Origin of the sequence: Janthinobacterium sp. RA13, assembly GCF_000745325.1 — a bacterium.
Taxonomy (GTDB): domain Bacteria; phylum Pseudomonadota; class Gammaproteobacteria; order Burkholderiales; family Burkholderiaceae_D; genus Janthinobacterium; species Janthinobacterium rivuli.
This window is the reverse complement of the sequence record NZ_JQNP01000001.1, coordinates 4,635,084-4,660,935: the sequence shown is the minus strand read 5'-3', so window position 1 is coordinate 4,660,935 and position 25,852 is coordinate 4,635,084. Positions and strand designations below refer to the sequence as shown.

25 protein-coding genes and 1 riboswitch are annotated in these 25,852 nt (G+C 62.6%); of the genes, 14 read left to right on the top strand and 11 right to left on the bottom strand.

Features of this window, described 5'->3' with window-relative positions; all coding sequences use genetic code 11:
• Nucleotides 1–81: 81 nt before the first annotated feature.
• The gene (locus FG13_RS20615) at nt 82–612 is read left to right on the top strand and encodes an Lrp/AsnC family transcriptional regulator (protein ID WP_035823904.1); all 531 of its coding nucleotides are present in this window, start codon (nt 82–84) and stop codon (nt 610–612) included.
• Here the strand turns inward: FG13_RS20615 and FG13_RS20610 are convergent.
• From FG13_RS20610 to FG13_RS20595, 4 genes are read right to left on the bottom strand one after another with little or no spacing between them, the layout of a single operon-like run.
• Nucleotides 604–1,326, bottom strand: a complete 723-nt coding sequence (locus FG13_RS20610) for a GNAT family N-acetyltransferase (protein WP_035823901.1) — start codon at nt 1,324–1,326, stop codon at nt 604–606. The two genes, FG13_RS20615 and FG13_RS20610, sit on opposite strands and share 9 nt — an antisense overlap.
• Complete coding sequence (locus FG13_RS20605; protein WP_035823899.1) at nt 1,323–2,435, bottom strand: hypothetical protein; 1,113 nt, start codon at nt 2,433–2,435, stop codon at nt 1,323–1,325. Before FG13_RS20605 ends, FG13_RS20610 begins: the two co-directional genes overlap by 4 nt.
• Before the next feature lie 12 nt (nt 2,436–2,447).
• Nucleotides 2,448–3,164 (bottom strand): glutathione S-transferase family protein, encoded by a 717-nt coding sequence (locus tag FG13_RS20600; protein ID WP_035823898.1) that lies wholly within the window; start codon nt 3,162–3,164, stop codon nt 2,448–2,450.
• 12 nt (nt 3,165–3,176) lie between these two features.
• Nucleotides 3,177–5,165 (bottom strand): lytic transglycosylase domain-containing protein, encoded by a 1,989-nt coding sequence (locus tag FG13_RS20595; protein WP_035823896.1) that lies wholly within the window; start codon nt 5,163–5,165, stop codon nt 3,177–3,179.
• A 104-nt stretch (nt 5,166–5,269) separates the two neighbouring features.
• On the opposite strand from FG13_RS20595, the gene FG13_RS20590 reads away from it, so the two are divergent.
• Nucleotides 5,270–5,797, top strand: a complete 528-nt coding sequence (locus FG13_RS20590) for a 5-formyltetrahydrofolate cyclo-ligase (RefSeq protein WP_051959295.1) — start codon at nt 5,270–5,272, stop codon at nt 5,795–5,797.
• Nucleotides 5,798–5,810: 13 nt separating this feature from the next.
• Here the strand turns inward: FG13_RS20590 and metF are convergent, their stop codons facing one another.
• From metF to metK, 4 genes are all read right to left on the bottom strand, one after another.
• On the bottom strand, nt 5,811–6,641 hold the full coding sequence (gene metF / locus FG13_RS20585; protein WP_035823894.1) for a methylenetetrahydrofolate reductase [NAD(P)H]: 831 nt from the start codon (nt 6,639–6,641) through the stop codon (nt 5,811–5,813).
• Complete coding sequence (locus tag FG13_RS20580; RefSeq protein ID WP_035823893.1) at nt 6,628–6,984, bottom strand: phage holin family protein; 357 nt, start codon at nt 6,982–6,984, stop codon at nt 6,628–6,630. Before FG13_RS20580 ends, metF begins: the two co-directional genes overlap by 14 nt.
• Before the next feature lie 81 nt (nt 6,985–7,065).
• Complete coding sequence (gene ahcY / locus FG13_RS20575) at nt 7,066–8,490, bottom strand: adenosylhomocysteinase (protein WP_035823891.1); 1,425 nt, start codon at nt 8,488–8,490, stop codon at nt 7,066–7,068.
• Between the two features lie 24 nt (nt 8,491–8,514).
• A riboswitch (S-adenosyl-L-homocysteine riboswitch) is annotated at nt 8,515–8,583 on the bottom strand.
• A gap of 122 nt (nt 8,584–8,705) precedes the next feature.
• A complete protein-coding gene (metK, locus tag FG13_RS20570) occupies nt 8,706–9,872 on the bottom strand; it encodes a methionine adenosyltransferase (RefSeq protein ID WP_035823888.1) in 1,167 nt (388 codons plus the stop codon).
• 188 nt (nt 9,873–10,060) lie between these two features.
• Between metK and FG13_RS20565 the strand changes: the two genes are divergently transcribed.
• From FG13_RS20565 to dapF, 3 genes are read left to right on the top strand one after another with little or no spacing between them, the layout of a single operon-like run.
• The gene (locus tag FG13_RS20565; RefSeq protein ID WP_035823886.1) at nt 10,061–10,930 is read left to right on the top strand and encodes a lysophospholipid acyltransferase family protein; all 870 of its coding nucleotides are present in this window, start codon (nt 10,061–10,063) and stop codon (nt 10,928–10,930) included.
• Nucleotides 10,927–11,802 (top strand): LpxL/LpxP family acyltransferase, encoded by an 876-nt coding sequence (locus tag FG13_RS20560; protein ID WP_035823883.1) that lies wholly within the window; start codon nt 10,927–10,929, stop codon nt 11,800–11,802. The genes FG13_RS20565 and FG13_RS20560 overlap by 4 nt, the downstream gene beginning before the upstream one ends.
• 11 nt (nt 11,803–11,813) lie before the next feature.
• Nucleotides 11,814–12,677 (top strand): diaminopimelate epimerase, encoded by an 864-nt coding sequence (gene dapF / locus FG13_RS20555; RefSeq protein WP_035823882.1) that lies wholly within the window; start codon nt 11,814–11,816, stop codon nt 12,675–12,677.
• Between the two features lie 11 nt (nt 12,678–12,688).
• On the opposite strand, the gene FG13_RS20550 is transcribed toward dapF, so the two are convergent.
• Entirely contained in the window at nt 12,689–14,191 is a 1,503-nt protein-coding gene (locus FG13_RS20550) for a tetratricopeptide repeat protein (protein WP_035823880.1), read from the bottom strand.
• A gap of 415 nt (nt 14,192–14,606) precedes the next feature.
• On the opposite strand from FG13_RS20550, the gene FG13_RS20545 reads away from it, so the two are divergent.
• From FG13_RS20545 to FG13_RS20510, 8 genes are all read left to right on the top strand, one after another.
• A complete protein-coding gene (locus tag FG13_RS20545; protein WP_035823879.1) occupies nt 14,607–15,641 on the top strand; it encodes a porin in 1,035 nt (344 codons plus the stop codon).
• 179 nt (nt 15,642–15,820) lie between these two features.
• Nucleotides 15,821–16,498 carry a DUF484 family protein gene (locus tag FG13_RS20540; protein WP_035823876.1) on the top strand — a complete coding sequence of 226 codons (678 nt, stop codon included), beginning with the start codon at nt 15,821–15,823 and terminating at the stop codon, nt 16,496–16,498.
• Nucleotides 16,499–16,505: 7 nt separating this feature from the next.
• Nucleotides 16,506–17,453 (top strand): tyrosine recombinase XerC, encoded by a 948-nt coding sequence (locus FG13_RS20535; RefSeq protein WP_035823873.1) that lies wholly within the window; start codon nt 16,506–16,508, stop codon nt 17,451–17,453.
• Nucleotides 17,454–17,588: 135 nt separating this feature from the next.
• A complete protein-coding gene (locus FG13_RS20530) occupies nt 17,589–18,677 on the top strand; it encodes a CobW family GTP-binding protein (RefSeq protein WP_035823872.1) in 1,089 nt (362 codons plus the stop codon).
• Nucleotides 18,678–19,158: 481 nt separating this feature from the next.
• Nucleotides 19,159–19,611, top strand: a complete 453-nt coding sequence (gene dksA, locus FG13_RS20525; RefSeq protein WP_034753066.1) for an RNA polymerase-binding protein DksA — start codon at nt 19,159–19,161, stop codon at nt 19,609–19,611.
• Nucleotides 19,612–19,834: 223 nt separating this feature from the next.
• Nucleotides 19,835–20,371 carry an ATP-dependent protease subunit HslV gene (gene hslV, locus FG13_RS20520; RefSeq protein ID WP_035823869.1) on the top strand — a complete coding sequence of 179 codons (537 nt, stop codon included), beginning with the start codon at nt 19,835–19,837 and terminating at the stop codon, nt 20,369–20,371.
• Between the two features lie 40 nt (nt 20,372–20,411).
• Nucleotides 20,412–21,767 (top strand): ATP-dependent protease ATPase subunit HslU, encoded by a 1,356-nt coding sequence (hslU, locus tag FG13_RS20515; protein ID WP_035828527.1) that lies wholly within the window; start codon nt 20,412–20,414, stop codon nt 21,765–21,767.
• A gap of 18 nt (nt 21,768–21,785) precedes the next feature.
• Entirely contained in the window at nt 21,786–21,980 is a 195-nt protein-coding gene (locus FG13_RS20510) for a hypothetical protein (protein WP_034753063.1), read from the top strand.
• A 68-nt stretch (nt 21,981–22,048) separates the two neighbouring features.
• Here FG13_RS20510 and FG13_RS20505 read toward each other — a convergent pair whose 3' ends face one another.
• Nucleotides 22,049–22,663, bottom strand: coding sequence for an outer membrane protein (locus FG13_RS20505; protein ID WP_035823866.1), 615 nt, complete (start codon nt 22,661–22,663; stop codon nt 22,049–22,051).
• A 167-nt stretch (nt 22,664–22,830) separates the two neighbouring features.
• Here FG13_RS20505 and FG13_RS20500 point away from each other — a divergent pair, with 167 nt between their 5' ends.
• Nucleotides 22,831–23,610, top strand: a complete 780-nt coding sequence (locus tag FG13_RS20500; protein WP_035823864.1) for a helix-turn-helix domain-containing protein — start codon at nt 22,831–22,833, stop codon at nt 23,608–23,610.
• Here the strand turns inward: FG13_RS20500 and FG13_RS20495 are convergent.
• Nucleotides 23,583–25,835 carry a patatin-like phospholipase family protein gene (locus FG13_RS20495; protein WP_035823862.1) on the bottom strand — a complete coding sequence of 751 codons (2,253 nt, stop codon included), beginning with the start codon at nt 25,833–25,835 and terminating at the stop codon, nt 23,583–23,585. The two genes, FG13_RS20500 and FG13_RS20495, sit on opposite strands and share 28 nt — an antisense overlap.
• Nucleotides 25,836–25,852: the final 17 nt, after the last annotated feature.

Here is a 25,852-nt window from a genome sequence, read left to right as displayed (position 1 = left end):
GGGCATTAAATGCCAAAGATCTCCCGAACAATCATGATTTGCGCAATAATATTGCGTGAAACACGAACCACCGGAGGAAGCATGAGCAAAATTACGCTGGATAAAACGGATCGCAAGATCCTCGCCGTCCTGCAGGCCGATGGCCGCCTGTCGAACCAGGATGTGGCCGAGCAGGTCAGCCTGTCGCCGTCGCCATGCTTGCGCCGCGTCAAACGGCTGGAAGAAGCGGGCGTGATCCGCCAGTACGTGGCCCTGCTGGACCCGGAAAAGATCGGCTTGGGGCTATTGGCCTACGTCAACGTGCGGCTGGAAAAGCACAGCGACGCCTCCGCCCATGCCCACAGCACGGCAAGAGTGCTGGCGCCGAATCTGGTGACGAACACCTCGCCGCGCGCCGACTTCGCCGTAGCCGTGGCGCAATGGCCGGAAGTGGTGGCCTGCTACGCGATGACGGGTGAAATGGATTATCTGTTGCGCGTGCACGTGGAAGACATGGAGCACTTTTCACGCTTCATGATGGCGACCCTGCTGCGCCACCCGGCCGTGCTGGACGTCAAATCGAGCTTTGCCTTGCAGCGCATCAAGGATACGACGGCCCTGCCCTTACTGTAACGGCGGTGACGGCGGTGACGGCGGTCCGGGCTTCTTCTTGCGCCCCGGCAAACGATCCCACAGTTTGAACGCGGCGCGCGCGTTGGCCTTGAACGTGTAGTCGAACATGGCGAACTGTTCCTGCACGGCTTCCTGCAGCATGCTGCTCGGGTTCGGCGGCAACAGTTTCAGATAGGCATCGGCTTCGCCATAGTCGCGCTGGATTTCCATGCCCGCTTTCTTGGCGATATGCATCATCGTCTTGTTGGACGACAGACAATGCATGTACAGCGTATCGACGTCGTTGTTACGGCAGTGAATCGCCGCCCGCTCGAACAGTTTTGAACCGACCCCCATGCCGCGCATGGATTTCGACACGGACACGCCAAACTCGGCCACCTGCTCCTTGTCCGTCACGATACTTTTCGCCGGCGACGTGTCCTTCGGCGCGAACGCCAGATGCCCCACGCCCACCAGCTTGAACAAGCTGTTGTAGACGCCATAAATCATGTCACGCGAGAAATCCATCTTTTGCACGTACTGGGCCACGAGTTCATCGGGCAGGGCGCTGCCAAAGCGCAGCAGGCGGTCGCTTTTCTCCAGAGAAAGAAAATGCTTCATCATGCGGCGCCGGTCGCGCTCATGCAACTGCTTGACGAGCACGCTCGGACGCCCGCCGCCGCTACGGCTGAGCCAGCGGCGAAACGGATTCTGGAACAATTTGGGCAGGGTCATGGCAGCTCCGTGCTGCTGATCGCGTTCGTGACGGCCTCGACCCGCGCCGCATGGATGAGCTCAGGAATGCGCTTCGGTTCCTGTGCGCAAGCTTGTGCCAGCGCACCCGCATCCACGCCGCGCACGGCCGCCAGCATGGCTTGCAGCCAGGCGGACTGCGGGAATGCCGGATCCTGGGCTTGCACATTGCAGGCGATGGCGTCCAGCATCTGTACGAAGCGCTGCGGCTTGCGCAGTCCGTCGCAGCGTTCGCACAGACTGACGATCGCTTCGGCGCTCAGCGCCAGCGCGCCGTTGATATTGTCCAGCTCGCGCGCCGCCATGACGGCCAGTTCGCGGCACTCGTTGGGCACGCGCAGGCGCTCGCTCAGCTGTTCTATGGCATCCTTGCTCATATGCAGCATCAAGACGGCAAAGCGCACGGGCAAGTCATGACCTTGCGCGGCGGCATGGTCGACCACTTGCAGCAAGCGTTCGCTGATGCTGATTTCGCCCATGATGCGCGCCAGCGCGCCGCACTCGTGCAGCACCGTCAGCATGCGCGACGGCCGCGCTTCCATCAATCCTTTTGCCACTTCCTGCCACACACGCTCGGCCACCAGGGCATCGACCTCGCCGTCCTGCACCATCCGGCGCATCAGTTCCATGGTGGCCGGTGCGACAGTGAAAGTATGAAAGCGGGCGGCAAAGCGGGCCAGGCGCAAGATGCGCACGGGGTCTTCACCGAACGCATCGGAAACGTGGCGGAAGACTTTGTTCTCGATATCCTGAATACCGCCGAACGGGTCGGTCAGGCTACCGTCCTCGGCCTGGGCGATGGCGTTGATGGTCAGGTCGCGGCGCACCAGGTCGTCTTCGAGCGTGACGTCGGGCGCCGTGTGGAAGACGAAGCCCCGGTAGCCGGGGGCCGTCTTGCGCTCCGTGCGGGCCAAGGCGTATTCTTCCTGCGTCTTCGGGTGCAGGAAAACGGGAAAATCCTTGCCGACGGGCCGGAAGCCCCGGCGCAGCATGTCGTCCGGCGTGGCGCCGACGACCACGTGGTCGTGGTCTTTCACGGGCAAGCCCAGCAGTTGGTCACGCACCGCGCCACCGACCGTGTATATCTTCATAACACTCTTTTCTTAATCAGGCAGTTCCGCGTCGTGCTTGGCAGCCACTTCCGTCTCGGCCAGCGCTTCCGTGATCCAGCGGGCCACGGCCGGGTGCGCCTGCACGCGCTCGCAATACGCGTTCAGCGCCGGCGCCAGCGACACGCCATACGTGCGAAAGCGCATGACGACGGGGGCGAAATACGCATCGGCAATGGAAAAGTCGCCAAACAGGAACTGGTGGTGGCCAAAGCGCGATAAACACTCTTCCCAGATTTCGCTGATGCGGCCGATGTCCGCCTGCGCGGCGGCCGTGCGGCCCCGTCCCGGCAACTTGGCCTTGATATTCATCGACATATCCGTGCGCAAGCCCGTGAAGCCCGAGTGCATTTCCGCGCAGACACAGCGCGCCATGGCGCGCGCGGCCACGTCTTGCGGCCACATGTGTTTATCGGGAAACTGCTCGGCCAGGTATTCGCAGATGGCCAGGCTGTCCCAGATCGTGATCTCGCCCGCCAGCAGCACGGGGACGCGGCCGCAAGCCGAATACTCGGCGATTTTGGTGGCCGTGTCCTGCTGGTCGAGCAGCACGCGCACTTCCTGGAACGGGATGCCGAAGGCCGTCATGGCCACCCACGGGCGCATCGACCAGGACGAATAATTCTTGTTGCCGATGATGAGGGTCAGGCCCGGTTCGCGCGCGGCGGCCAGGGTTTGCGTCAGGCTGGGATCAAGGATGGTCGTTTGCATGGTCGGCGAGCTTTAGTTGGATGATGGCAAATCGGCAGAAACAGCGCTGTTTTTCGGGCCCACGGTACCCAGGCGGGCTTTCAGCGACTGCGGGCTCTTCTCGAACAGGGCCGCATAATAGGTGGCGTTGGCCATCACGTTTTTCACGTAGCCGCGCGTTTCCGTGTACGGAATGATCTCGGCAAAGATGGCGCCTTCCAGCGGCCGCGTCATGGTGGCGCGCCAGATGCGCAAGCGCCCCGGCCCCGCGTTGTAGGCGGCGCTGGCCAGCACTTGCGAACCGTCGAGGCCCCCAAGCACCATGTTCAGGTAATTCGTGCCCAGCAAGACGTTGGTGCGCACGTCGCTCAAGGTTTCCGTGACGAAATCCGTCAAACCGATCTTCTTGGCCACATAACGGGCCGTCGACGGCATCACCTGCATCAGGCCGGACGCGCCCACGTGCGACTGCGCATCCATGATGAAGCGCGATTCCTGGCGGATCAAGCCGTACACCCAGGCCTTGTCCAGGCCCAGGGTTTGCGTGGCCGGATGCATGACGTCGTCGTGCGGCGTCGGATAACGCTGCGTATAGTCCACTTCCAGGCGTGTGCGGTCGGAGGTGTTGACCATGCGGTCGAGCACATTGTTCTGGCGCGCAAATTCCGCCGCCGCCAGATGCTGGCGATCCGTCATCGAACGCAATTCCCAGTTCCACTCGCGCGTGCCTTCGAAGCGCAAGCGCATGTTGAAAAATTTCAAGGCGCGCTGCAAGCCCGGATTGGCGGCCATGGCGGCGATTTCCGCCGGCGTGATGGGCTGGCCCGGCGGCGGTAAGACCAGGTGGTTGCCCAGCTCTTCATTGGCCAGCAAGCCATAGAAATTCGATTGTTCATTGATCGTGCGGTACAGGGCATCGGCTTGCGCGTTCGGGCGGCCCGGCGTTTCCGCCTGCTGCGCGCGCGCCAGCCAGTACACCCAGGTAGGATCGGCGCGCAGGGAGGCCGGCATGGCCTGGATGGCGGCTTTCACCACGGACCAATTGCCTTCACGCAAGGCGATACGCGTTTTCCACTGCATCTGCTCCTGGGTCAATGGCGCGCCATTGGTTTTTTGCCAATATTCAAACGCTTCCGGCGCCAGCGAGTACGACGCTTGCAGGGCCAGGCTGGCCCAGCCGATGGCCTGTTCCTGCGCCGTCAATTGCGCACTCGCCTTTTGCAGGCCTACCACGCCCAGTTTCAGGGTGCTTTTCGCCATGCGGCCGACGGCCACCAGGTACATCTCGTGGTCGGCGCGACTTAGACCCGCGCCCTTGGCCAGCACCAGCGCCGGCAAATCGATCGCTTGCGCCATCTTCGCGTCGGACGCGCCCAGCAGCAGCGCGATGCGGCGCGCCGGGCCCGTGGCATTCGTCTGGCCCGCCAGGCGGATCTGCGCCCACAGGTCGTTCGTGTCGAACTGGCCATTTTGCGCCAATGCCGCGATCAGGCTGCCGCACGCTTCGCCATAACCAGGCGGAGACACCAGCAGGTTGCGCGCCTCGGCCGCCACGTTCTGGCCCTTGGCGGCGCGCGACATCAGCGCGTAGCACTTGAGTTGGGTGTCATCGTCGAGGGCGAATTGCGGGTATTGTTCATCGAACACGACCCAGTCGCGCTTGCGGCCCAGCTCCAGCAGCCAGTCGTTGCGGAAACGGTCGGCGATGGCGCTGCCCTTGTAGCGGTTCAGGTAATCGCGAAATTGCGCCTCGGTCAGCAGTTTGATACGCGGTTTCAGCCGATAATAGTCAACATACGATGGAATCTGGTAATTCGTCAGGCGCCCCGCATAAAAGTCGGCTTTTTCGACGTCATCCTTGCGCGCGGCGTCGCGCAGCAGCAGGAAGGCATCGTCCTCGCTGCGCGTGTCGGGCGCGGCAGGCGTTGCGGTGGCGGATACCTGGGCCAGGGCGGCCAGGGGAGACAAGGCCGATGCAACACACAGCATCGTGCCGGCAATCCATTTCAGTGGGGAAATCAATGTACGACTCTCAATCTTAACTTGATGGTGATATGAATAGCTACCCTAGAATAACATGCGATCCGGCTGCACGGCCACCCATTGCGCCACAGGAAAAAGCCGGCTTGCGCAAAGCCTTGCTGGCGACCCGGCGCGCCCTGCCCGACGCCACGCGCGCAGGGTGGGATGCAGCCATCGCGCAGCGCCTGCTGGACTGGTGCGCGCAGGAAAATGTCGAGGAACTGGGCGTGTACTGGCCCCTGCACGGCGAGCCGGACTTGCACGATGCCTATGCGCAATTGGCCGCGCGCGGCGTGCAATTAAGCTTGCCGGTGGTGCTGGAAAAGCATGCGCCGCTGGCATTTTCCGACTGGACGCCGGGCGAGCCCATGGTCAAGGATGGCATGGGCGTGGCCGTGCCGGCCCGTTTGCGCCTGCGTGCGGCGCCCGCCACCCTGCTGGTACCCTGCCTGGGTTTTAATGAGCAACGTTACCGGCTCGGCTATGGCGGCGGCTATTACGACCGCACCCTGGCGGCCACGCCGCGTCCGCGCACCCTCGGCATCGCGTATGCCTGCCTTACGGCCAGCTTTCCCAACGGCGAATACGACATCGCCCTCGATCACATCGTGACCGAGGGCGATCTGCTCTGACGCATCAGAAGGTTTATTTCACCAGGCGCTGCCACAATGCGGTCGTGGGCGCCGCCTGGTTCATGCTATAGAAATGCAAGCCTGGCGCGCCGCCTTCCAGCAGGCGTTCGCACAAGCCCGTCACCACGTCCAGGCCAAAGGCCTTGATGGATGCGCTGTCGTCGCCGAAGCTGGCCAGTTTCAGACGCACCCAGCGTGGAATTTCCGCGCCGCACATGTCCGAAAAGCGCATCAGCTGCGTGTAGTTCGTGATCGGCATGATGCCGGCCACGATGGGCACGTTGATGCCCATCTTCTGCGTCTGCTCGACAAACTGGAAATACGCGTCGGCATTGTAGAAGTACTGGGTGATGGCCGCATCGGCGCCAGCCTGCACCTTGCGCGCGAACGCGTTCAGGTCGTCCTGCGGCGAACGGGCTTGCGGATGCACTTCCGGATAGGCGGCCACTTCGATATGGAAATGGTCGCCCGTCTCGGCGCGGATGAATTCCACCAGCTCGTTGGCATAGCGGAACTCGCCCGAAGCGCCATAGCCGCTCGGCAAATCGCCCCGCAAGGCCACGATACGCTTCACGCCGGCCGCCTTGAAGTCGGCCAGCACGGCGCGGATCGATTCGCGCGAGCCGCCCACGCATGACAAATGCGGCGCAGCCTGTTCGCCGGCCGCCAGGATCTCGCGCACGGTGTCCAGCGTACCCTGCTGCGTGGTACCGCCGGCGCCAAAGGTCACCGAGAAATACTTCGGATGCAACTCAGACAATTTGACACGCGTGGCGCGCAGCTTTTCCGCCCCTTCCGGGGTTTTCGGCGGGAAAAACTCAATACTGAAATTATGCTTTTCCATCGTCGTTACTCAAAAGTAAGGTCGACAGGGCCCAGGAAATGATGCTGTACAAGATGGCACCACCCACGGCAGACCAGAAACTGGCGACATGGAAACCATCGATTATCTGCGCCACGAGCCAGAACATGAAGCCGTTGATGATCAAAATGAACAGGCCCAGCGACAAGAACGTCACGGGCAGGGTCAGCAGGATCAGCAAAGGACGGATCAGCGCATTGACCAGCCCCAGCACGGCAGCAGCCAGCAGCGCGGTCCAGCCGCTGCTCATCGTCACCGAGTGCATCAGGTAAGGGACGGCAAACAGGGCTGCCGCATTGATAAACCAAATCAGTAGCAAGCGCATTTCTCTAGCCTGTCAAAAGTAGGGTCAGGCCGGCGGCAGGCGCCGGCCCTCAGAGGGTGAGTTACAGCCCCGGACTACCGATTAATAGCGGTAGTGTTCAGGTTTATAAGGACCTTCCGTGCGCACGCCGATGTAGTCGGCTTGCTCTTGCGTCAGTTCCGTCAGCTGCGCATTCAACTTTTTGAGTTGCAAACGGGCGACTTTTTCGTCCAGGTGTTTTGGCAAGGTGTACACGCCGACCGGGTAGTTGGCCGTATTTGCGTACAGTTCGATCTGGGCGATCGTCTGGTTGGCAAACGACGAGCTCATCACGTACGACGGGTGGCCCGTGCCGCAACCGAGGTTGACCAAACGGCCTTCGGCCAGCAGGATGATGCGGCGGCCCGACGGGAAGATGATGTGGTCGACTTGCGGCTTGATGTTTTCCCACTCGTATTGTTTCAACGAAGCGACGTCGATTTCATTGTCGAAGTGACCAATGTTGCAGACGATGGCCTGGTCTTTCATGCGTGTCAGGTGATCGTGCGTCAGGATGTGATAGTTGCCGGTGCAGGTAACAAAGATGTCGCCGTGTTCGCAGGCGTAATCCATGGTCACGACGCGGTAGCCTTCCATCGCCGCCTGCAGTGCGCAGATCGGATCGACTTCCGTTACCCACACTTGCGCCGACAGGGCGCGCATGGCCTGGGCCGAACCCTTGCCGACGTCACCGTAACCGGCGATGACGGCCACTTTGCCGGCGATCATCACGTCGGTGGCGCGCTTGATGCCGTCGACCAGGGACTCGCGGCAGCCATACAGGTTGTCGAATTTCGATTTCGTGACGGAATCGTTCACGTTGATCGCAGGGAAAGCCAGCTTGCCTTCCTTGTGCATTTGATACAAACGGTGCACGCCGGTGGTGGTTTCTTCCGTCACACCGAGGATTTCCGGCAGACGCTTCGAGTACCAGGTCGGGTCGGCCAGCAGATGACGCTTGATCGAGTTGAACATGCAGATTTCTTCTTCCGAACCGGGATTCGCCAGCACCGACAGGTCGGTTTCCGCGCGCACGCCCAGGTGCAGCAGCAGGGTTGCATCGCCGCCATCGTCGAGGATCATGTTCGAGTAGACAGCCTTGCCGTCCACGCTAGGCCATTCGAAGATGCGGTGCGTGTATTCCCAGTAGTCATCCAGCGACTCGCCCTTGATGGCGAACACAGGCGTGCCGGCGGCGGCGATGGCGGCGGCAGCGTGATCTTGCGTGGAGTAAATGTTGCACGATGCCCAACGCACTTGCGCGCCCAGTGCTTCCAGGGTCTGGATCAGCACGGCGGTCTGGATGGTCATGTGGATGGAACCGGTGATGCGCGCGCCTTTCAAAGGCTGCGCTGCCGCGAATTCTTCGCGGATGGCCATCAGGCCAGGCATTTCCGTTTCAGCAATCTTGATTTCTTTGTCGCCCCATGCAGCCAGAGTGATATCGGCGATGGTGTAGTCGTGTTGCGATTTGAGTACGGCGTTCATCACGCCCTCCTTTCAGTTGAAAAAGGTACGTGAGCGCAGTTGCAGGATATTCCGAGCCTGGCGAATTTCTTCGTCGCAACGCTCCTCGGACTGTGGATTTTAACATTGGCAAGGCCGGCGCGCCAGTTTGTTCGCCATTTATTGCCATGTAACAACACATAAAAAAAGCGCCCGCGGCCAGAGGCCGGGACGCTTTTCTTGCAAGTCTGGCTAGATTACTTCAGGCCGGCGGCGTCGCGCAGCAGGGCGACCTTGTCCGTGCGTTCCCACGTGAATTCCGGCTCTTCGCGGCCGAAGTGGCCGTAGGCGGCGCTCTTCTGGTAGATCGGGCGCAGCAGGTCGAGCATTTGCACGATGCCTTTTGGACGCAAATCAAAGTGCGCCAGCACCAGCTTGGCGATTTCCGCGTCGGGAATCACGCCCGTGCCTTCCGTGTAGACGGTGATGTTGATCGGCTTGGCCACGCCGATGGCGTAGCTGACCTGCACCTGGCATTGGCGCGCCAGGCCGGCCGCGACGATGTTTTTCGCCACGTAACGGGCCGCGTAGGCTGCCGAACGGTCGACTTTCGATGGATCCTTGCCCGAGAACGCGCCGCCGCCGTGCGGGGCTGCGCCACCGTAGGTGTCGACGATGATCTTGCGGCCGGTCAAGCCGCAATCGCCTTGCGGACCGCCGATGACGAAACGGCCCGTCGGGTTGACGAGGAATTTCGTGTCGGTCAGCCATTCGCGCGGCAGGATCGGCTTGATGATTTCTTCGATGACGGCTTCTTCGATCTGCTTGTGCGAGATTTCCGGCGCATGCTGGGTCGACAGCACGACGGTGTGCACGCCGACGGGGCGGCCATCGACGTAGCGCAGGGTCACTTGCGATTTCGCATCCGGACGCAGCCATGGCAGACGGCCATCCTTGCGCAGTTGCGACTGGCGCTCGACCAGGCGGTGCGCGTAGTGGATGGCGGCGGGCATCAGCTCGGCCGTTTCATCGCAGGCGTAGCCGAACATCAGGCCCTGATCGCCAGCGCCTTGATCCAAGTCAATCCCCGCACCTTCATCGACGCCTTGCGCGATGTCGGGCGACTGCTTGTCGTAGGCCACCAGCACGGCGCAACCCTTGTAGTCGATGCCGTATTCCGTGTTGTCGTAACCGATGCGTTTGATGGTTTCGCGCGCAACTTGAATATAATCCACATTGGCGTGCGTGGTGATCTCGCCAGCCAGCACCACCAGACCGGTGTTGCACAGGGTTTCGGCAGCCACGCGGGCGGCTGGATCCTGGGTCAGGATGGCGTCAAGGATGGCGTCGGAAATTTGATCGGCAACCTTGTCGGGATGGCCTTCCGAGACGGATTCGGAAGTGAAGAGATAGTCGTTTGACATTGCAAGCTCCTGTTTACTATGTGAATGTTCTGTCGCAGTAAAGAGGATGTTGCCTGCGACGCTTTAGCGATATTTATATTCCGCTTCGCAAGTTGTCTATTAACTCAGCGGTTACTGCATACGTGGTATTTTACGCTTCTTAAAAAATTTTGGCACGGCAACACGCCATTCCTGGAAACAGCTTATACATGTTAGTCCCAATTTTCCGCTTCCTGTCCATCTTTCCCCTGCCCGTCCTGCATGCCCTGGGCGCTGCGCTCGGCTGGGTGATTTACGCCATTTCCCCGTCCTACCGCCGCCGCATGCGCGAGAACATGCAAGGTGCGGGGTTTTCGCAACACTTGCACACGGCCGTGGCCGAAGCGGGCAAGAGCGTGCTGGAATTGCCCTTCATCTGGTGCGCGCCGGCCGAACGCGTGGCGCGCCATGCGACGGTGGAAAACTGGGAACTGGTGGAAAAGGCGCTGCAACACGGCCGCGGCATCGTCTTCCTGACGCCGCACCTGGGCTGCTTTGAAATCGTCGCGCAACAGATCGCGCTGCGCACGCCGCTGACCGTGATGTACCGCCCGCCCAAGCGCGCCGCCTTGAAACCGCTGATCGAAGGAGCCCGCGCGCGCGAAAACCTGATGCTGGCGCCGGCCAATATGTCGGGCGTGCGCATCTTCGCCAAATGCCTGAAAAAAGGCCAGCCCATCGGCCTGCTGCCCGACCAGGTGCCGCAAGAGGGCGAAGGCGTGTGGGCCGATTTCTTCGGCCGCCCCGCCTACACCATGACCCTGCCCGCCAAACTGGCGCAGATGGGCGGCGCCGAAGTCATCATCACTTACGCGGAACGCCTGCCGGGCGGACGCGGCTATGTCGTGCATTTCGTGCCGTTTACCGAATCGCTGGACAGCACTTCGGCCGAGCAGGCGCGCACGATCAACGCGGCCATGGAACAATTGATCGCGCGCAGCCCGGCGCAATACCTGTGGAGCTACAACCGCTATAAAGTGCCGCGCGGCGCACCGCCGCCCACGCCCGCCACGCCCGACGCCGCCGGGGAGCAGGCATGAGACTGCTGATCGCCTTCATGTGGTTGCTGCACTGGCTTCCCTTACCCATTCTCGGCCGTTTCGGCGTGGCCGTCGGCAGCCTGCTGTTCATCGCCATGCCCGCGCGGCGCGAGATTGCCCTGACGAATCTGCGCCTGTGCATGCCGGAACTGACGGAAAAACAACGCGTGGCCCTGGCGCGCCAGCATTTCCAGGCGTATTCGCGCAGCGTGTGGGAACGCAGCATCCTGTGGTGGTCGTCGGAAGCGCGCCTGAACCGCCTGATCAGGAAGGTGCCCGCCTTCCCGGGCCAGCAGATCGCGGCCAAGCCGACCATCCTGCTGTGCCCGCATTTCGTCTGCCTCGACGTGGCCGGCGCCGCTACCGCCATGGAGATCTCCGCCTCGTCGATGTATGTGCAGCAAAAGAACGCCGCCTTCGACCAGGCCTTGCGCAACGGCCGTTCGCGCTTCAAGCCGCCCAAGCTGTTTACGCGCCAGGACGGCATCAAGACGATTCTGCGCGCACTGCGCGACGGCTTGCCGTATTTCATGCTGCCGGACATGGATTTCGGCGAGAAGGACGCGGAATTCGTGCCCTTCTTCGGCGTGCCTGCCGCCACCCTGACTGCCACGGCGCGCCTGGCGCTGGCCGCCAAGGCGCAAGTCATTCCCGTCATCGCCACCTTCCTGCCCAATTACCAGGGCTGGCAAGTGACGTATTACCCGGCGTGGGATGACTATCCGGGCGACGACATCACGGCCGCCACGCGCCGCATGAACGAATTCATCGAAGAGCGCGTGCGCGAAGCGCCGGCCGAGTATTTCTGGACGCATAAGCGCTTCAAGACGCGTCCGGAAGGCGAAGCATCGTTCTATAACCAGCACAAGTGATACGGCAGACCATGAAACTCCACTTTACCAAAATGCATGGCGCCGGCAATGACTTCATCGTCATCGACGCCATCCATCAAGAAATCGACTTCACGCCGGCCCAGTGGCAGCGCCTGGCCGACCGCCGTTTCGGCATCGGCGCCGACCAGATCCTCGTGGTGGAAAAGCCGCGCCTGCCCGGCTGCGACTTCCGCTACCGCATCTATAACAACGATGGCGGCGAAGTCGAGCAATGCGGCAACGGCGCGCGCGCCTTCGTCAAGTTCGTCAGCGAAAAGGGCTTATCGACCAAGGACAGCATCCGCGTGGAAACCATGGCCGGCATCATCGCGCCGCGCCTGGAACTCGACGGCAGCATCACGGTCGACATGGGCGCGCCCGTGCTCGAACCCGCGCTGGTGCCCTTCGATGCCATCGGTCTGGACGGTGTAGCGCAAGGCAACGACACTGTGTGGCCGCTGGACCTGGCCTTGCCGGGCCAACCCTCTCCCGTGCTGGTGTCCGTCGTCTCGATGGGCAACCCGCACGCCGTGCAAGTAGTCGACGATGTCGATGCGCAAGACCTGGAAGTGACGGGCCCGCGCATCGAGCACCATCCGCGCTTTCCCCGCAGGGTCAACGCCGGCTACATGCAGGTCGTCGACCGTCATCATGTGAAACTGCGCGTGTTTGAACGGGGCGCGGGCGAAACCCTGGCGTGCGGCACGGGCGCCTGCGCCGCCGCCGTGGCCGGCATCCTGCGCGGCTTGCTCGACTCCCCCGTGCGCATCAGCGCGCGCGGCGGCGAACTGTCGATCGCCTGGCAAGGCCCCGGCCAGCCCGTCCTGATGACGGGTCCGGCCGTGACCGTGTTCGAAGGCACGATCGAACTGTAATCACCGCTGCATTATGCCGCCAGGAACTGCTGTTCCTGCGCGACATCAAGTTCCGCCAGGTAGCACTTCAGGCGGTACAGGCGCTGCCGGTAATTGCCTTCCGGCCCCGCCACGCCGCAATCGACGCGCTCGAACAAACGCACCGCCTGATCGAGCAGCTGGCGCTCCTGCGCCGTGCGGATCAGCACCAGGCGCCGCTTGCCGCGCCCATGCGTGGCGCTGATATCGATCAACAGACAATGCCCCTGGTCGGCCGCATGGATATCGAGCAGCAGCGCCTCGGCACGCGACAGATGAAAGCAGCGCGCCAATGCCAGCCGCGCCGCCAGCAGGGGGTGGCTCTGGCCCAGTTGCCGCAAATGCCCATCGGCGTGCAAGGCGGCGCACTGGCCCCAGTCGCCGGGTTCGCCTTGCGGCGCGATCTTTGCCAGCGCCGCCTCCGCTTCACGGCTGCCTTGCGCCTGCGCCTGCAGCAGCCAGTAGGCGGCCCGCACATCGTTGTTGACGCCGTCGCGGCGATTGCGCCAGGCATGCATGCCGCATTCGAGCTGGGCCGGGCCATGCCCCAGGTCGGCGGCACGCTCCAGGCAGGAATGGGCTTCGACCACATTGCGCTGGGAAAATTCCGGTTTCGTGTAGATGCGCGACAGCACGAACCAGGCTTCGGCCAGACCCTGCTCGCCAGCCTGGGTCAGCCAGCGCACGGCCCGCTTGAAATTGGCCGCGCCGTTACGCGTGGCCAGCCGCTGGCCATGCGCATCCATGCGCGCATAGCCGAGCCCCAGCTCCAGCTGCGCCGTACGGTCGCCGCCATGCGCGGCCAGCTCGCAACACTGCCAGCCCTCAGCATCGCCGCCAGGCGCCAGGGCCTGGGCGCAACGCGACAGCAACAGCACCTGCTGCGCGTCGAGGGTGATCGTGCGCGCCCCGGCGGCCGCCTGGCGCTGCAGCAGCTCGCGCGCCAGCGGCAAGCCTTGCGACAGGAAGCCCGCATGGTTGCCCTGACTCCATGCCTGCTCCAGCCAGGCATGCAGCGGCGCGTCGCCATCGATGGCTTTCTCGCCAGGCAGACTGGTGTCCGGCCCGCAGGCTGCGGACGATCCATCTTGCATGGATAACAACCATTGCGCATCGGGCAAGCCGGCGCGCACGGCGGCGTCCAGCGCCACGCGCGCCTTGGCGCGCAAGGCTTCACTGTGGCTGGCGGCATTGCCCAGCACCAGCTGCGCCAGTACCAGCCCCGCCTGCACCAAGCCCGCGTCGAATGCCTGCGCGTAATACGGGATCAGCACCTTGGCCGACGGTTGCGCCACTTCGAACGGCACGTGCGTACCGATCAGCAAGCACGCTTCCGCGCTATCCTCCTGGGCCGCCCGCGCCAGCCAGTGCAAGGCGGTCGGCAGGCTTTGCGGCACTCCCTGCCCAAACAGATACACGCGTCCCAACGCCAGCTGGCAAGCCACATCGCCCGCGCGCGCTCCCTTGATCAATCCTAATGTTTCGCGATTTGCCATCGATTCTCGATATTGAGTCAATGATTCTAATAATGGTGAGCCGTCTCCAGGCCCATCAATGCAGGCCTTCCCTTAGTGTAACGTCCTTGTGTCATAAATCCGCCAAAGCGGCCTCAAGAACTTGATTCACCGCAACAATGTCCAAGCCCTGACATGCCAATATCACAATGCGCAGCTACCGTGGCGATGGGGAAACGCTTGCCATCGGCGCAGGATCGGCAAAAACCGCGCGTTACAAAAATACAACAGGGGCATGCAGTTATGCCGCTTTTCACCAATCTTTTCACGCATATTTGACCAATCCCGCACGTCTTGCGCGCCGACGAATTAAGGTTCATTCATCGAAACGCGACAGTTAGCGTGTTTCAATCTGCTCGGATCTCGGACGGAACTCACTTTTAATAGGGAATAAGACATGAAAAAATCACTCGTTGCCCTCGCACTCTTCGGCGCCTTTGCCGCAACCGCACAAGCGCAGTCGTCCGTCCAAATCTACGGCACGATCGATGCTGGCCTGGGCAAAATGACCGGTTCGAGCACCGCTGTCACCAAGCGCGACAACAACAAGCTGGGTTTCAAAGGCACGGAAGATCTGGGCAATGGCTTGAAAGCCATTTTCCAACTGGAAATTCGCTATGAATCCGATACGGGTACGCTGGAAAGCAACTCCCGTCCGCTGTTCCAGGGTCAAAGCCGCGTCGGCCTGCAAGGCAACTTCGGTACCGTGCGTCTGGGCCGCGGCCTGACCGCCTTCCAGGAATCGAGCACCGCGTTCGAACCATGGTCGGGCATGCCTACGCCAGCCGGTTTCCAGACCGACATCACGGTGGCCGCCTACAGCAGCGATCCGCTGAGCGCAACCGGCAACTCGCGTAACCGCTTCTCGAATGCCGTGTTCTACAACTCGCCAGTCATCAGCGGCTTCCAGTTCAACGCCACTGTCGCCGCCAAGGAAGCCAATAACAATCCGGCATTCCCTGGACCTGGAGCTACGCCACCAGCCAACAACTACCCGGTGGCTGCCAATGCCGCGCCAGAGTCGAATCCGTACTCGGTCTCGGCCACGTACAACTACGGCCAGTTCGCCGGTATGGCCGCATATGAGCGCAATGGCGTGCAAGCCAAGCTGTGGTCGGTTGCCGCATCGTTCAATCCGGTAACGGAACTGAAACTGATGGCGTCGTACCAGCATCAGGATGATGGCAACTTCAAGATCATCAACACCGACACCAAAGCATGGCTGGTTGGCGCCAACTACGACGTCGGCCCAGGCAAGGTTCGCGCTGGCTACGGTCAAAAAACGCCAGACGGCGTGACCAAAACCAAACAAGCATCGCTGGGCTACGACTACAACCTGTCGAAACGCACCTACCTGTACGCGGACATCTCGAACCGCAAGGATGCTGTGTCGAAGACCTACATCGGTCTGGGCTTGCATCACAACTTCTAATGGCCGGCCAGTCACCCTCCGCGGGTGACTGCTGAACCAGGAGTACAAGGCGGCATGGGCAACCATGCCGCTTTTTTCATGGGCGCGCGGAAAATGCATCGCTACCGTCCCCTTTGCGCCTATGCCGGCGCACTCTCGGTTAGAATGAAGTGTTCAACTTTCACTGACAGATATTCTCAATGACCGCCACACTCGATTCCAGCACCGTCGCCCAGTACCTGAGCGAGCACCCGAATTTCTTCGAAGAGCATACCGCCCTGCTCGGCGAGGTCAAGCTGAGCAGTCCGCTGACGGGACGCACCATCTCGCTGCAGGAGCGGCAAATGGAAGTGATGCGCGACAAGTACAAGGCGCTGGAACTGCGCATGTCCAAGCTGAGCCGTGTGGCCGAGGAAAATGGCGACATCGCCAGCAAGTTCCACGGCTGGAACCAGGCCATGCTGCAAGTGCGCAACGATGCTGACATGCCGCGCGTGCTGGTCGACGCCTTGCAAAGCAATTTCGACGTGCCTTACGTCAGCCTGCGCCTGTGGCAAGTGCTGCCGGAACACGCCGACGGCTGGTTCACGGAAGATGTCACGGCCGACGTGCGCATGTTCGCCAACAGCCTGCAAACCCCGTACTGCGGCAGCAACCGCGATTTCGAAGCCGTGCACTGGTTGCAAGCTGACAAGATCGAATCGACCGTCATGATCGCCCTGCGTGCCCCGAACACCACGGGCACCTTCGGCCTGCTGGTGCTCGGTTCGCCCGACAGCGAACGCTTTACCTCGAGCATGGGCACGGATTTCCTCGTGCATATCGGCGCCACGGCCAGCGCCGCCCTGGCCGCGCTGCGCGCCGGCTCGCCTGCCTGAGTCAGCCATGAACGCGGTGCGCGGCAAGGCCGAGTGGCTTGACGCCTACCTGGCGCAACTGGCCACGCAGCGCAAGCTGTCGCCGCATACGCTCGACGCCTACGGGCGCGACCTGCGCGCCTTGCTGGAACTGAGCGGCAATACGCCCTGGACGGCGCTGGCGCACAACGAAGTGCGCCGCTACACGGCCAAGCTGCACGCCGGCGGCCTCGACCCGCGCTCGATCGCCCGCAAGCTGTCATCGTGGCGCGGCTTTTTCAACTGGCTCAGCGGCGAGACCACGCTCGACGCCAATCCCGTCGACGGCATCCGCGCCCCGAAGCGGGCCAAAACCTTGCCCAAAGCCCTGTCGGTGGACGACGCCGTACGCCTCGTGGCGCCCGCGCAACACCAGCAAGGCGCGGCCGAACCGGAACAGCTGTGCAACCGCGCCATGTTCGAGCTGCTGTATTCAAGCGGCTTGCGCGTGTCCGAACTGACCAGCCTGGACACCCATTACTGCAAGGCCGACGGCGGCCAGCCCGCCTCGCTGGGCTGGCTCGACATGGCCAGCTTCGAAGTCATCGTCACGGGCAAGGGCAGCAAGATGCGCAAGGTGCCGGTCGGCAAGGCGGCGCTCGTGGCCCTGACTGCCTGGCTGGGCGTGCGTCCGCCGGCGGCCGATGGCAGTGCTGCCTTGTTTTTAAGCACGCGCGGCACGCGCATCTCGCCCCGCGTGCTGCAGCTGCGCCTGAAGGCGCACGCGCTGGCCACCGAGATTCCCGCCAACGTGCACCCGCACGTGCTGCGCCACTCGTTCGCCTCGCACGTGCTGCAATCGTCGGGCGACTTGCGCGCCGTGCAGGAAATGCTGGGTCACTCCAGCATCACTTCGACCCAGGTCTACACGGCCCTCGACTTCCAGCACCTGGCGCACGTGTACGACCAGGCGCACCCGCGCGCCAAGCTCAAGTAGGCAGCCGCGCCCGCTGGCCAGCCTGATCCATATCAAGCGGATCGGCGCGCATTTGCAAGCTTTTGCAAAATTCCGGCATAATCGTCCGCATTCTTCCGCTTGCGCGGCGGCACCACCGATTACAAGGCATCTCTCATGGCACTGATTCCAACCACCATCCTCACCGGTTTCCTGGGCGCCGGCAAAACCACCTTGCTCAACCGCATACTGCAGGAAGACCATGGCATGCGCATCGCCGTGATCGAAAACGAGTTTGGCCAGGAAAACATCGACAATGAAATCCTGGTGCAGGATAGCAACGAACACATCATCGAGATGAACAACGGCTGCATCTGCTGCACCGTGCGCGGCGACCTGATCGTGGGCCTGACGGAACTGGCGCGCAAGCGCGACGCCGGCCTGCTGGCCTTCGACCGCGTCGTCATCGAAACGACGGGCCTGGCCAATCCCGGCCCCGTGGCGCAAACCTTCTTTGTCGACGAGGAAGTGGGCAGCCACTACATGCTCGACGCCATCATCACGGTGGTCGATGCCCGTCATGCCATGAAGCAACTGGACGAATACGAGGAAGCCCAGCGGCAAGTAGGCTTTGCCGACAAGCTGCTGCTGTCGAAAACCGACCTCGTCAGTGAAGAGGCCGTGGACATCCTGACGCGCCGTTTGAAGCGCATCAATCCCCGCGCCCCGATCGCCAAGGTCGATTTCGGCCGCGCCCCACTGGCCGAAGTGCTCGACATCCGCGGTTTCAACCTGAATGAAAAACTGGAACTGGACCCGGATTTCCTGGCCACGGAAACGGCGCACGTCCACGATCATGACCATGCACATGAGCACAAGCATGAGCACGCACATGAACACAAGCATGAGCACACTGCGGCCTGCGCCACCGATTGCGGCCATGCCGACCACCACCATGCGCAGCACAGCGACGATATCGCCGCCTTTGTTTTCAAAAGTACGCAACCGTTCGACAGCGCCAAGCTCGACGAGTTCCTCGGCGGCCTGGTGCAAGTGTATGGCCCGCGCATGCTGCGCTACAAGGGCGTGCTGCTGATGCAGGGCGCCGAGCGCAAGGTGGTGTTTCAAGGCGTGCACCAGCTGATGGGCAGCGACCTGGGCGCCAAATGGGGCGAAAACGAAGTGCGTGGCAGCAAAATGGTGTTTATTGGCAAGAATCTACCAAAAGACATTTTTATTCGCGGACTCGAACAATGTTTGGTATAAACTAGCCGGGTTTTGCAAAGTACCCGTTGCAAAGCAGAAACAAAAGGGAAAGTTAAGCACGCTTTCCCGCTGTCCGACACCCATCTTGCTGGTAGAAACCAACAAGTAGCCGTTTCTGATCGGCTAGTCAACAAATCGGGATGGCAATATAAGGCAAAGCGTGCCAAAATCAGCGACGAAAACGGCCCATGTCGTTCGCCTGTCATGAAATGCTGGCAAACTGCCGCTGGCCGCATGCCAGGCATGCAACCGATCCACCCAACACGCCTGTTGACGCGCGCATAGCGCGACTGGCATAGAGCGGTAAAAAGTTATCAACATGGCACCTTAGCCGGCCGGTAGTCCTGGCTTACGCCGGCAAGCCAAGGTCGCACGCAGTACAGCGGGACAGCAATGCCAAGCGGAACCTGTACAGTTGCTCGGTATCGCCGCATCAACTGATCAATTTGAAAACTCTGTCGTATCGAAGGTAAGCGAAGTTATGACCAAAACTAATAAATCGACCCCGGCCGCCAACCAAGACATCCCACTCATCAGCGAAGACCAAATTCGCGCCATGAGCGAAGATGACTACATGAATCCGGCACAACTGGCATTCTTCAAGGCGCGCCTGCAGCAGCTTGAAAAAGACCTGCTGAAAAACGCCGGCGAAACCACGGAACACTTGCGTGAAACCGTGCTCGTACCGGACCCTGCCGACCGCGCCACCATCGAGGAAGAGCATGCGCTGGAACTGCGCACGCGCGACCGCGAGCGCAAATTGCTGAAGAAAGTGCAGCAATCGATCGCCAGCATCGACGCCGGCGACTATGGCTGGTGTGAAGAAACGGGCGAGCCTATCGGCATCCCCCGCCTGATCGCCCGTCCGACCGCCACCCTGTCGCTGGAAGCCCAACAACGGCGCGAACTGAAGCAAAAGCTGTACGGCGACTGATCACCCTCCCCTTGCACGGCCGCCCCGGCGGCTGCGCGATGGCGCATAAAAAAGCACACAACCTTTGGTTGCGTGCTTTTTTTTCGTCCCGCGCCGACTACACTGAAGCAGGCACTGCAGCGGCAAGTGCCGCTTGCAATTGCCTTTTCCATCCCCACTTTTGTAGCATGGGCGCGCAATCGCATGGCCTTGCACGCATCGGCACGAATCTTTTGAGGTCACTATGGAACAATTTCACGGCACCACCATCCTCTGCGTCCGGCGCGGCAAGCAAGTCGCCTTGGGCGGCGATGGCCAGGTAACGCTCGGCAACATCGTCATGAAGGGCACGGCCCGCAAAGTGCGTAAGTTGTATCAGGGCAAGGTCCTGGTCGGCTTTGCCGGCGGCACCGCCGACGCTTTTACCTTGCTCGACCGCTTCGAAGGCAAGCTGGAAAAACACCAGGGCAATCTGCTGCGCGCCTCCGTCGAACTGGCCAAGGACTGGCGCACCGACCGCGTGCTGCGCCGCTTGGAAGCGATGCTGCTGGTGGCCGACAGCGAGTCGACCCTGGTCATCACGGGCAATGGCGACGTGCTGGAACCGGAAGACGGCATCGGCGCCATCGGCTCGGGCGGCACCTATGCCCAGTCCGCCGCCAAGGCGCTGCAGGAAAACACGGACTTGTCGCCGGCCGAGGTGGTCAAGAAATCGCTGACCATCGCCGCGGAACTGTGCATTTATACGAACATGTCGCACATCATCGAGACCTTGGAATAAGCGTCCCCCCAGCACAGAATACAGAAAGCCAACTATGATCATGAACATGACCCCGTCGGAAATCGTCACTGAACTCGACAAGCACGTGGTGGGCCAGGCCAAGGCCAAGCGCGCCGTCGCCATCGCCCTGCGCAACCGCTGGCGCCGCCAGCAGGTGGCCGAGCCCCTGCGCCATGAAATCACGCCCAAGAACATCCTCATGATCGGCCCCACGGGCGTCGGCAAGACGGAAATCGCGCGCCGCCTGGCCAAGCTGGCCGAGGCCCCGTTCATCAAGATCGAAGCGACCAAGTTCACCGAAGTCGGTTATGTGGGGCGCGACGTCGACACCATCATCCGCGACCTGATCGACATCGGCATCAAGCAGACGCGCGCGCTGGAAATGAAGAAGGTGCGCGCACGCGCCGAAGATGCGGCCGAAGACCGCGTCATCGACATCCTCGTGCCGCCGGCGCGCGACTTCGGCTTCACGCCGAATACGGCCGCAGCCGTGGATACGGGCGGCAGCGGCGACAGCACGCGCCAGACCTTCCGCAAGCGCTTGCGCCAGGGCGAGCTCGATGACAAGGAAATCGAGATCGAACTGGCCGAGGCGGGCCCGCAGATGGAAATCATGGCGCCGCCAGGCATGGAAGAAATGACGGAGCAGATCAAGTCCATGTTTTCGGGCGTGGGCGGGCAGCGCAAGAAGGCGCGCAAGGTCAAGATCCGCGAAGCCTTGAAACTGCTGGTCGAGGAAGAAGCGGCCAAGCTGCTCAACGAAGATGAGCTGAAGCAGAAGGCCATCCAGAACGTCGAGCAGAACGGCATCGTCTTCCTCGATGAAATCGACAAGATCGCCTCGCGCTCGGAGTCCGGCGGCGCCGACGTCTCGCGCGCGGGCGTGCAGCGCGACCTGCTGCCGCTGGTCGAGGGCACGACCGTCAACACCAAGTACGGCATGATACGCACGGACCACATCCTGTTCATCGCCTCGGGCGCCTTCCACCTGTCGAAGCCGTCGGACCTGATCCCGGAACTGCAGGGGCGCTTCCCCATCCGCGTGGAACTGGAATCGCTGTCGATCTCGGACTTCGAGCGCATTCTCACCAGCACCGACGCCTGCCTGACGATGCAGTACGAAGCCTTGCTGGCGACGGAAAACCTGAAACTGCAGTTCGCGCCGGAAGGCATCACGCGCCTGGCCGAAATCGCCTATTCGGTGAACGAGCGCACGGAAAACATCGGCGCGCGCCGGCTGCACACGGTGATGGAAAAGCTGCTGGAAGAAGTGTCGTTTACGGCCAGCGAAGGCAGCAGCACCACGGAAAACCTGCTGGTGATCGACGCCGCGTATGTCAATGAACGCCTGGAAGCGCTGTCGGTCAACGAGGACCTGTCGCGCTACGTGCTGTAAGAAGGAAGGGGGACACCGATGGCAAACAAGGCCTTGGCGACGCGGCAGAAAATGCAGTTCCGCGTCGAGCCCTCGCAAAAACCGCGCAATCCGGTCGCCACTGCCGCCCTGCAGCGCGCCGCCGGGGCGCACGTGAAAACCGTGTCAGGCCAGCGCCAGCAGGAAAAACGCCTGCTGGCGAAACTGCTGTTGAAGGTGGAAACAGACAAATAGGCCGCCCGCGGACACCCCGTTTATAGGGCGTCCGCCATCAGGCCACTCTCTGCCGCGGCAGCATCCCCTTAGAAACGGTAGGACGCGCCCAGCGAAAACATGTCGACCTTGGTCGTTTGCTTGCTGTTGTACTTGACGGGCACGCGGTCCCAGTCGAGGTGCAGCGACCAATTCTGGTTCAGCGCATACGCCGTGCCGATGCCGTAGGTCAGGCCGATCTTGCTCTTCTTGTCCGAACCGCCGCCCAGATAATCGACCTTGCCCTGCGTGTAGGCCGCGCCGGCACGCCCGCTCAGTGTAAACGCGTCAAACTGGTAACCGAGCACGCCCTGCATGCCGAGGCCCGTGAACTTGCCGCGGCCCGCGCGCTTGCCGGCGCCCGTGTCGAAACCGGATTTGACCTCGCCACCCGTGTACCCCACCAGCTCAATCGAAGGCAGGGCCACGCCGCCCTGAAACGGCAGCGCGTCGAAACTGTAACCCAGGTAGGCCTTGCCATTGCGCTTGCTGCTCTTGTCGCAATCGCTTTGCCCGGCGATGCAATCGAGGCCGGTGCTGGCGCGAAAGCCATAGCTGGCGCCCGCATAGAACGGACCCAGTGTCGGTTCGGCTGCGGCGGCATGCAGGGGAGCGATGGCGGCCAGCGCCAGCAGCGCTGCTGAAAAATGAAATTTGGAGAACATGGATAACCTCTACAAGTGGATGGATTGCCTGGTTGTAGCGCGCTGCGCGAGCCACAAGCGGGAGTGTCATCGCTTTTGTAAAAAAGTACTATCATCTTGTGCAAAGTGCCATTTACGGCTACATTCGGTACCGTCATCCGCTACCAAACTTGCATAAAGGAACTATCGTGAGTTCACCTGAACTGGTTTTGCGCGTGCTGCGCACCCAACTGCGCGCCGCCGGCATCACGTACAAGGTATTGGCCGAACGTATCGGCATGAGCGAATCCAGCGTCAAGCGCATGTTTGGCCAGCACGACATGTCGCTGTCGCGCCTGGCCCTGATCTGCAAGGCCTCGGGCATCGCCATGGAGGACGTGCTGCGCGGCGCGGCCGACATCACGCCGCATGCCGACACGCTCACCCTGGTACAGGAAAGGTCGCTGGTGGCGCATCCGCGCCTGCTGCTGGTGGCGATTTGCTGCCTCGGCCACTGGAGCCTGGAGCAGGTGGTGGAAACGTATGCGCTGACGCAGGCCGAATGCATCGGCTGCCTGGCCGAGCTGGACCGCCTGGGCTTGATCGAACTCAAGCCGCTGAACCGCTACAGCCTGCGCGTCTCGAACGCCTTCCACTGGCTGGCCGACGGTCCGGTGCAGCAGTACTTCCGCGAACACGTGGTGGCCGATTATTTCAGCGGGCATTTTGACGGCGCCGGCGAAACCCTGATGTGCATCCCGGCGCGCCTGTCGCTGTCGAGCGCGCAGGAACTGGTGCAAAAGATCCGCCAGCTGGCCGAGGAACTGGCGCGCCTGCACCAGAACGACCGGCGCCTGGCACCCGCCGAGCGCGACGGCTTTACCCTGCTGCTGGGCTTTCGCTCATGGGAATTTGCCGCCTTCACGGCCCTGCGCCGCAGCACGGCCGCCCCCGCGGCGCCCTACCAGACCGGCCCCAGGAACAGATAGAGCGTGCTCTCGCCTCCCTTGGTCGCGCCCGCCGCCACATAAACGGGACCGAAGCGCGTGTCGACGGACACAAAGGCGCTGCTGGCCTGAGTGAATTTGCTGCTTTTCCAGCGCTCGCTCTGATCGAAGCCGCCGCCCATCTCCAGCGAAAAGCCGGCCCGCACCACGCCGCCCAGGGTGCTGGGCAGGGAACCGATGCGGCGCGCCATCACGAAGCGCGCGAAGGCGATACTGCGTCCTCTCACCGATTCAAATTCCGTGCCGGACAAGCGCAGGAAACCACCGAGATTGAGCGGCGCTTCGTCACGCTGCGAGCGCGCCCATTCGCCATACACGTGACCGGCCCAGTTGCCACGGCCAAAGGCCTTCAGGCCCGTGATGGACGATTGGCCCAGGGCCGCCTCGCCCACCCCCGTGGTCGTATCGCGCGTCCAGATGGCCTCAAGCAGGGCGCCGCGCGTGGGAAAGCCCGGCGAATCGAGTGTATCGGCGCGAAATCGCACGAACTGCGTGGTGCCCAGCGCGCGCGATTCCGGTTGCGTAGGGTCGGCCGGAATCGCCAGTCTGCCCTTGACCTCCGTACGAGCGACGCCGAACTGCAGATCGCCCCAGGTACCGAACTGGCGTCCCAGCACCAGTGCCGCCGTCTGGCCGTTGTACGCCAGGCGCGCGCTGCGCCGGCCTTTGTCAAACACATCCATGGCTGACGAGGTGTACTGCAACTGCGGCGCGATATACCACGGGTTGCCGGCGCCCAGCGGCTGCCAGAACTGCACCCCATAGCCGCGTTCATTGCCGATCTGCGCCGTGCTGCGCAACTCGCCGCCCCAGCTGTTCAGATTCGAGCGCACGTGCAGCAGCTTCAAGGCAAAGTTATTGCTGTCCCTGAAATCGCTGGCCAGTTCCAGGCCCACGCGCAGGCGGTTGCTGGCCCATGGTGCCTCGACGGCCTTGATGCTCACCGTGCGCTGGTCGCCCGCGTCGACCACGTCCGTCTCCACGCGCGCCACGTCGCCGCGGCCATACAGCCTGGCCGCCGCCTTGAGCACATCTTCCTGGCTGACCGACTGTCCTTCCACCAGGCCCGATTGCGCCTGCAGGATGCGCGGATTGATCTCGCCTTCACTCTCCACGGCCAGGCGCGTGAGCGGCAGGGCCACGTCCAGCAGGGCCGGCGCCGCCAGGCGCAGCTGCTCGCGCGCCGCATACTGTTCCGGCGGCAGGGCCAGCGGCGCCAGACGGGCGGCCAAAGCTTGCGCCGCCTGCTCGCCGGCGCGCATGGCGCGCGCATAGTTTTCAAAGTCGAGGAAACTGACGCCCGTCAGGTCGGGCGCCACCAGGATATCCTGCGGACGCAATTCCTTGAGCGAGCGCTGCACGTTCTGCTCCGTGAGAATCTGCAGCATCTGCTGCGCCACGCCGATGGCGCTGCCCAGGTCTTTTTCCGGCGCCAGCGGCGTGCCCACGTTGACGGCGATGATGATGTCGGCGCCCATGGCGCGCGCCATGTCGACGGGCAGGTTGCGCACCAGGCCCCCATCGACCACCAGCCGGTTGTTCACGCGCACGGGCGCAAACACGCCCGGCACGGCCAGCGAGGCGCGCATCGACAGGAACAATGGCGTGTCGACCAGTTCCACCAGCTCGCCATTGACCAGGTCCGAAGCCACCGAGCGGAAAGGCAGCGGCAGCTGGCTGGCGGGACGGTCGCGCATGCCGGCCGGCAGCAGCCGGTTCAAGGCCATTTCCAGCGCCGCATTGCTGGCCGCCGCCGGCGGCGTGGAAATGCCGTTGCGGCTGGTGCCAAACTCGATGCGCGACGGCAGCAGCAAATCTTCCTCGCGGCGGCGGAACGCCAGTTCATCGCGCGGCGGCCGGTCGGCCACCACACGCGCCCAGTTGGTCTCGCGCGCCATCTTTTCCAGGTCCGCCACGGAAGCGCCGGCCGCATACGCGCCGCCCACCACGCCACCCATGCTGGTGCCGACCACCATGTCGATCGGCACATGCAGCTCCTTCAGTACTTTCAATACGCCGATATGCGCGAGGCCCCGCGCGCCGCCGCCCGACAGCACCAGGGCGATGCGCGGACGCGCCGGCGCGGGAACGGCGACGGTGGAAACAGGGGAAGACGTAGCGGCGGGGACGTCGGCGGCGGCGCCGGCTTGCGGCAAGGCGCACAGCGCCGCCACGCAGCCCGCCAGGACGGCACGGATCGAGAACATGAAGACTCCTGTCGCGA

What these genes read in the sequence shown, in the direction of transcription:
- FG13_RS20615 (WP_035823904.1), top strand. Translation starts at nt 82, where the DNA reads ATGAGCAAAATTACGCTGGATAAAACGGATCGCAAGATCCTCGCCGTC.
- FG13_RS20610 (WP_035823901.1), bottom strand. Translation starts at nt 1,326, where the DNA reads ATGACCCTGCCCAAATTGTTCCAGAATCCGTTTCGCCGCTGGCTCAGC.
- FG13_RS20605 (WP_035823899.1), bottom strand. Translation starts at nt 2,435, where the DNA reads ATGAAGATATACACGGTCGGTGGCGCGGTGCGTGACCAACTGCTGGGC.
- FG13_RS20600 (WP_035823898.1), bottom strand. Translation starts at nt 3,164, where the DNA reads ATGCAAACGACCATCCTTGATCCCAGCCTGACGCAAACCCTGGCCGCC.
- metF (WP_035823894.1), bottom strand. Translation starts at nt 6,641, where the DNA reads ATGGAAAAGCATAATTTCAGTATTGAGTTTTTCCCGCCGAAAACCCCG.
- FG13_RS20580 (WP_035823893.1), bottom strand. Translation starts at nt 6,984, where the DNA reads ATGCGCTTGCTACTGATTTGGTTTATCAATGCGGCAGCCCTGTTTGCC.
- ahcY (WP_035823891.1), bottom strand. Translation starts at nt 8,490, where the DNA reads ATGAACGCCGTACTCAAATCGCAACACGACTACACCATCGCCGATATC.
- metK (WP_035823888.1), bottom strand. Translation starts at nt 9,872, where the DNA reads ATGTCAAACGACTATCTCTTCACTTCCGAATCCGTCTCGGAAGGCCAT.
- FG13_RS20565 (WP_035823886.1), top strand. Translation starts at nt 10,061, where the DNA reads ATGTTAGTCCCAATTTTCCGCTTCCTGTCCATCTTTCCCCTGCCCGTC.
- FG13_RS20560 (WP_035823883.1), top strand. Translation starts at nt 10,927, where the DNA reads ATGAGACTGCTGATCGCCTTCATGTGGTTGCTGCACTGGCTTCCCTTA.
- dapF (WP_035823882.1), top strand. Translation starts at nt 11,814, where the DNA reads ATGAAACTCCACTTTACCAAAATGCATGGCGCCGGCAATGACTTCATC.
- FG13_RS20550 (WP_035823880.1), bottom strand. Translation starts at nt 14,191, where the DNA reads ATGGCAAATCGCGAAACATTAGGATTGATCAAGGGAGCGCGCGCGGGC.
- FG13_RS20545 (WP_035823879.1), top strand. Translation starts at nt 14,607, where the DNA reads ATGAAAAAATCACTCGTTGCCCTCGCACTCTTCGGCGCCTTTGCCGCA.
- FG13_RS20540 (WP_035823876.1), top strand. Translation starts at nt 15,821, where the DNA reads ATGACCGCCACACTCGATTCCAGCACCGTCGCCCAGTACCTGAGCGAG.
- FG13_RS20535 (WP_035823873.1), top strand. Translation starts at nt 16,506, where the DNA reads ATGAACGCGGTGCGCGGCAAGGCCGAGTGGCTTGACGCCTACCTGGCG.
- FG13_RS20530 (WP_035823872.1), top strand. Translation starts at nt 17,589, where the DNA reads ATGGCACTGATTCCAACCACCATCCTCACCGGTTTCCTGGGCGCCGGC.
- dksA (WP_034753066.1), top strand. Translation starts at nt 19,159, where the DNA reads ATGACCAAAACTAATAAATCGACCCCGGCCGCCAACCAAGACATCCCA.
- hslV (WP_035823869.1), top strand. Translation starts at nt 19,835, where the DNA reads ATGGAACAATTTCACGGCACCACCATCCTCTGCGTCCGGCGCGGCAAG.
- hslU (WP_035828527.1), top strand. Translation starts at nt 20,412, where the DNA reads ATGAACATGACCCCGTCGGAAATCGTCACTGAACTCGACAAGCACGTG.
- FG13_RS20510 (WP_034753063.1), top strand. Translation starts at nt 21,786, where the DNA reads ATGGCAAACAAGGCCTTGGCGACGCGGCAGAAAATGCAGTTCCGCGTC.
- FG13_RS20505 (WP_035823866.1), bottom strand. Translation starts at nt 22,663, where the DNA reads ATGTTCTCCAAATTTCATTTTTCAGCAGCGCTGCTGGCGCTGGCCGCC.
- FG13_RS20495 (WP_035823862.1), bottom strand. Translation starts at nt 25,835, where the DNA reads ATGTTCTCGATCCGTGCCGTCCTGGCGGGCTGCGTGGCGGCGCTGTGC.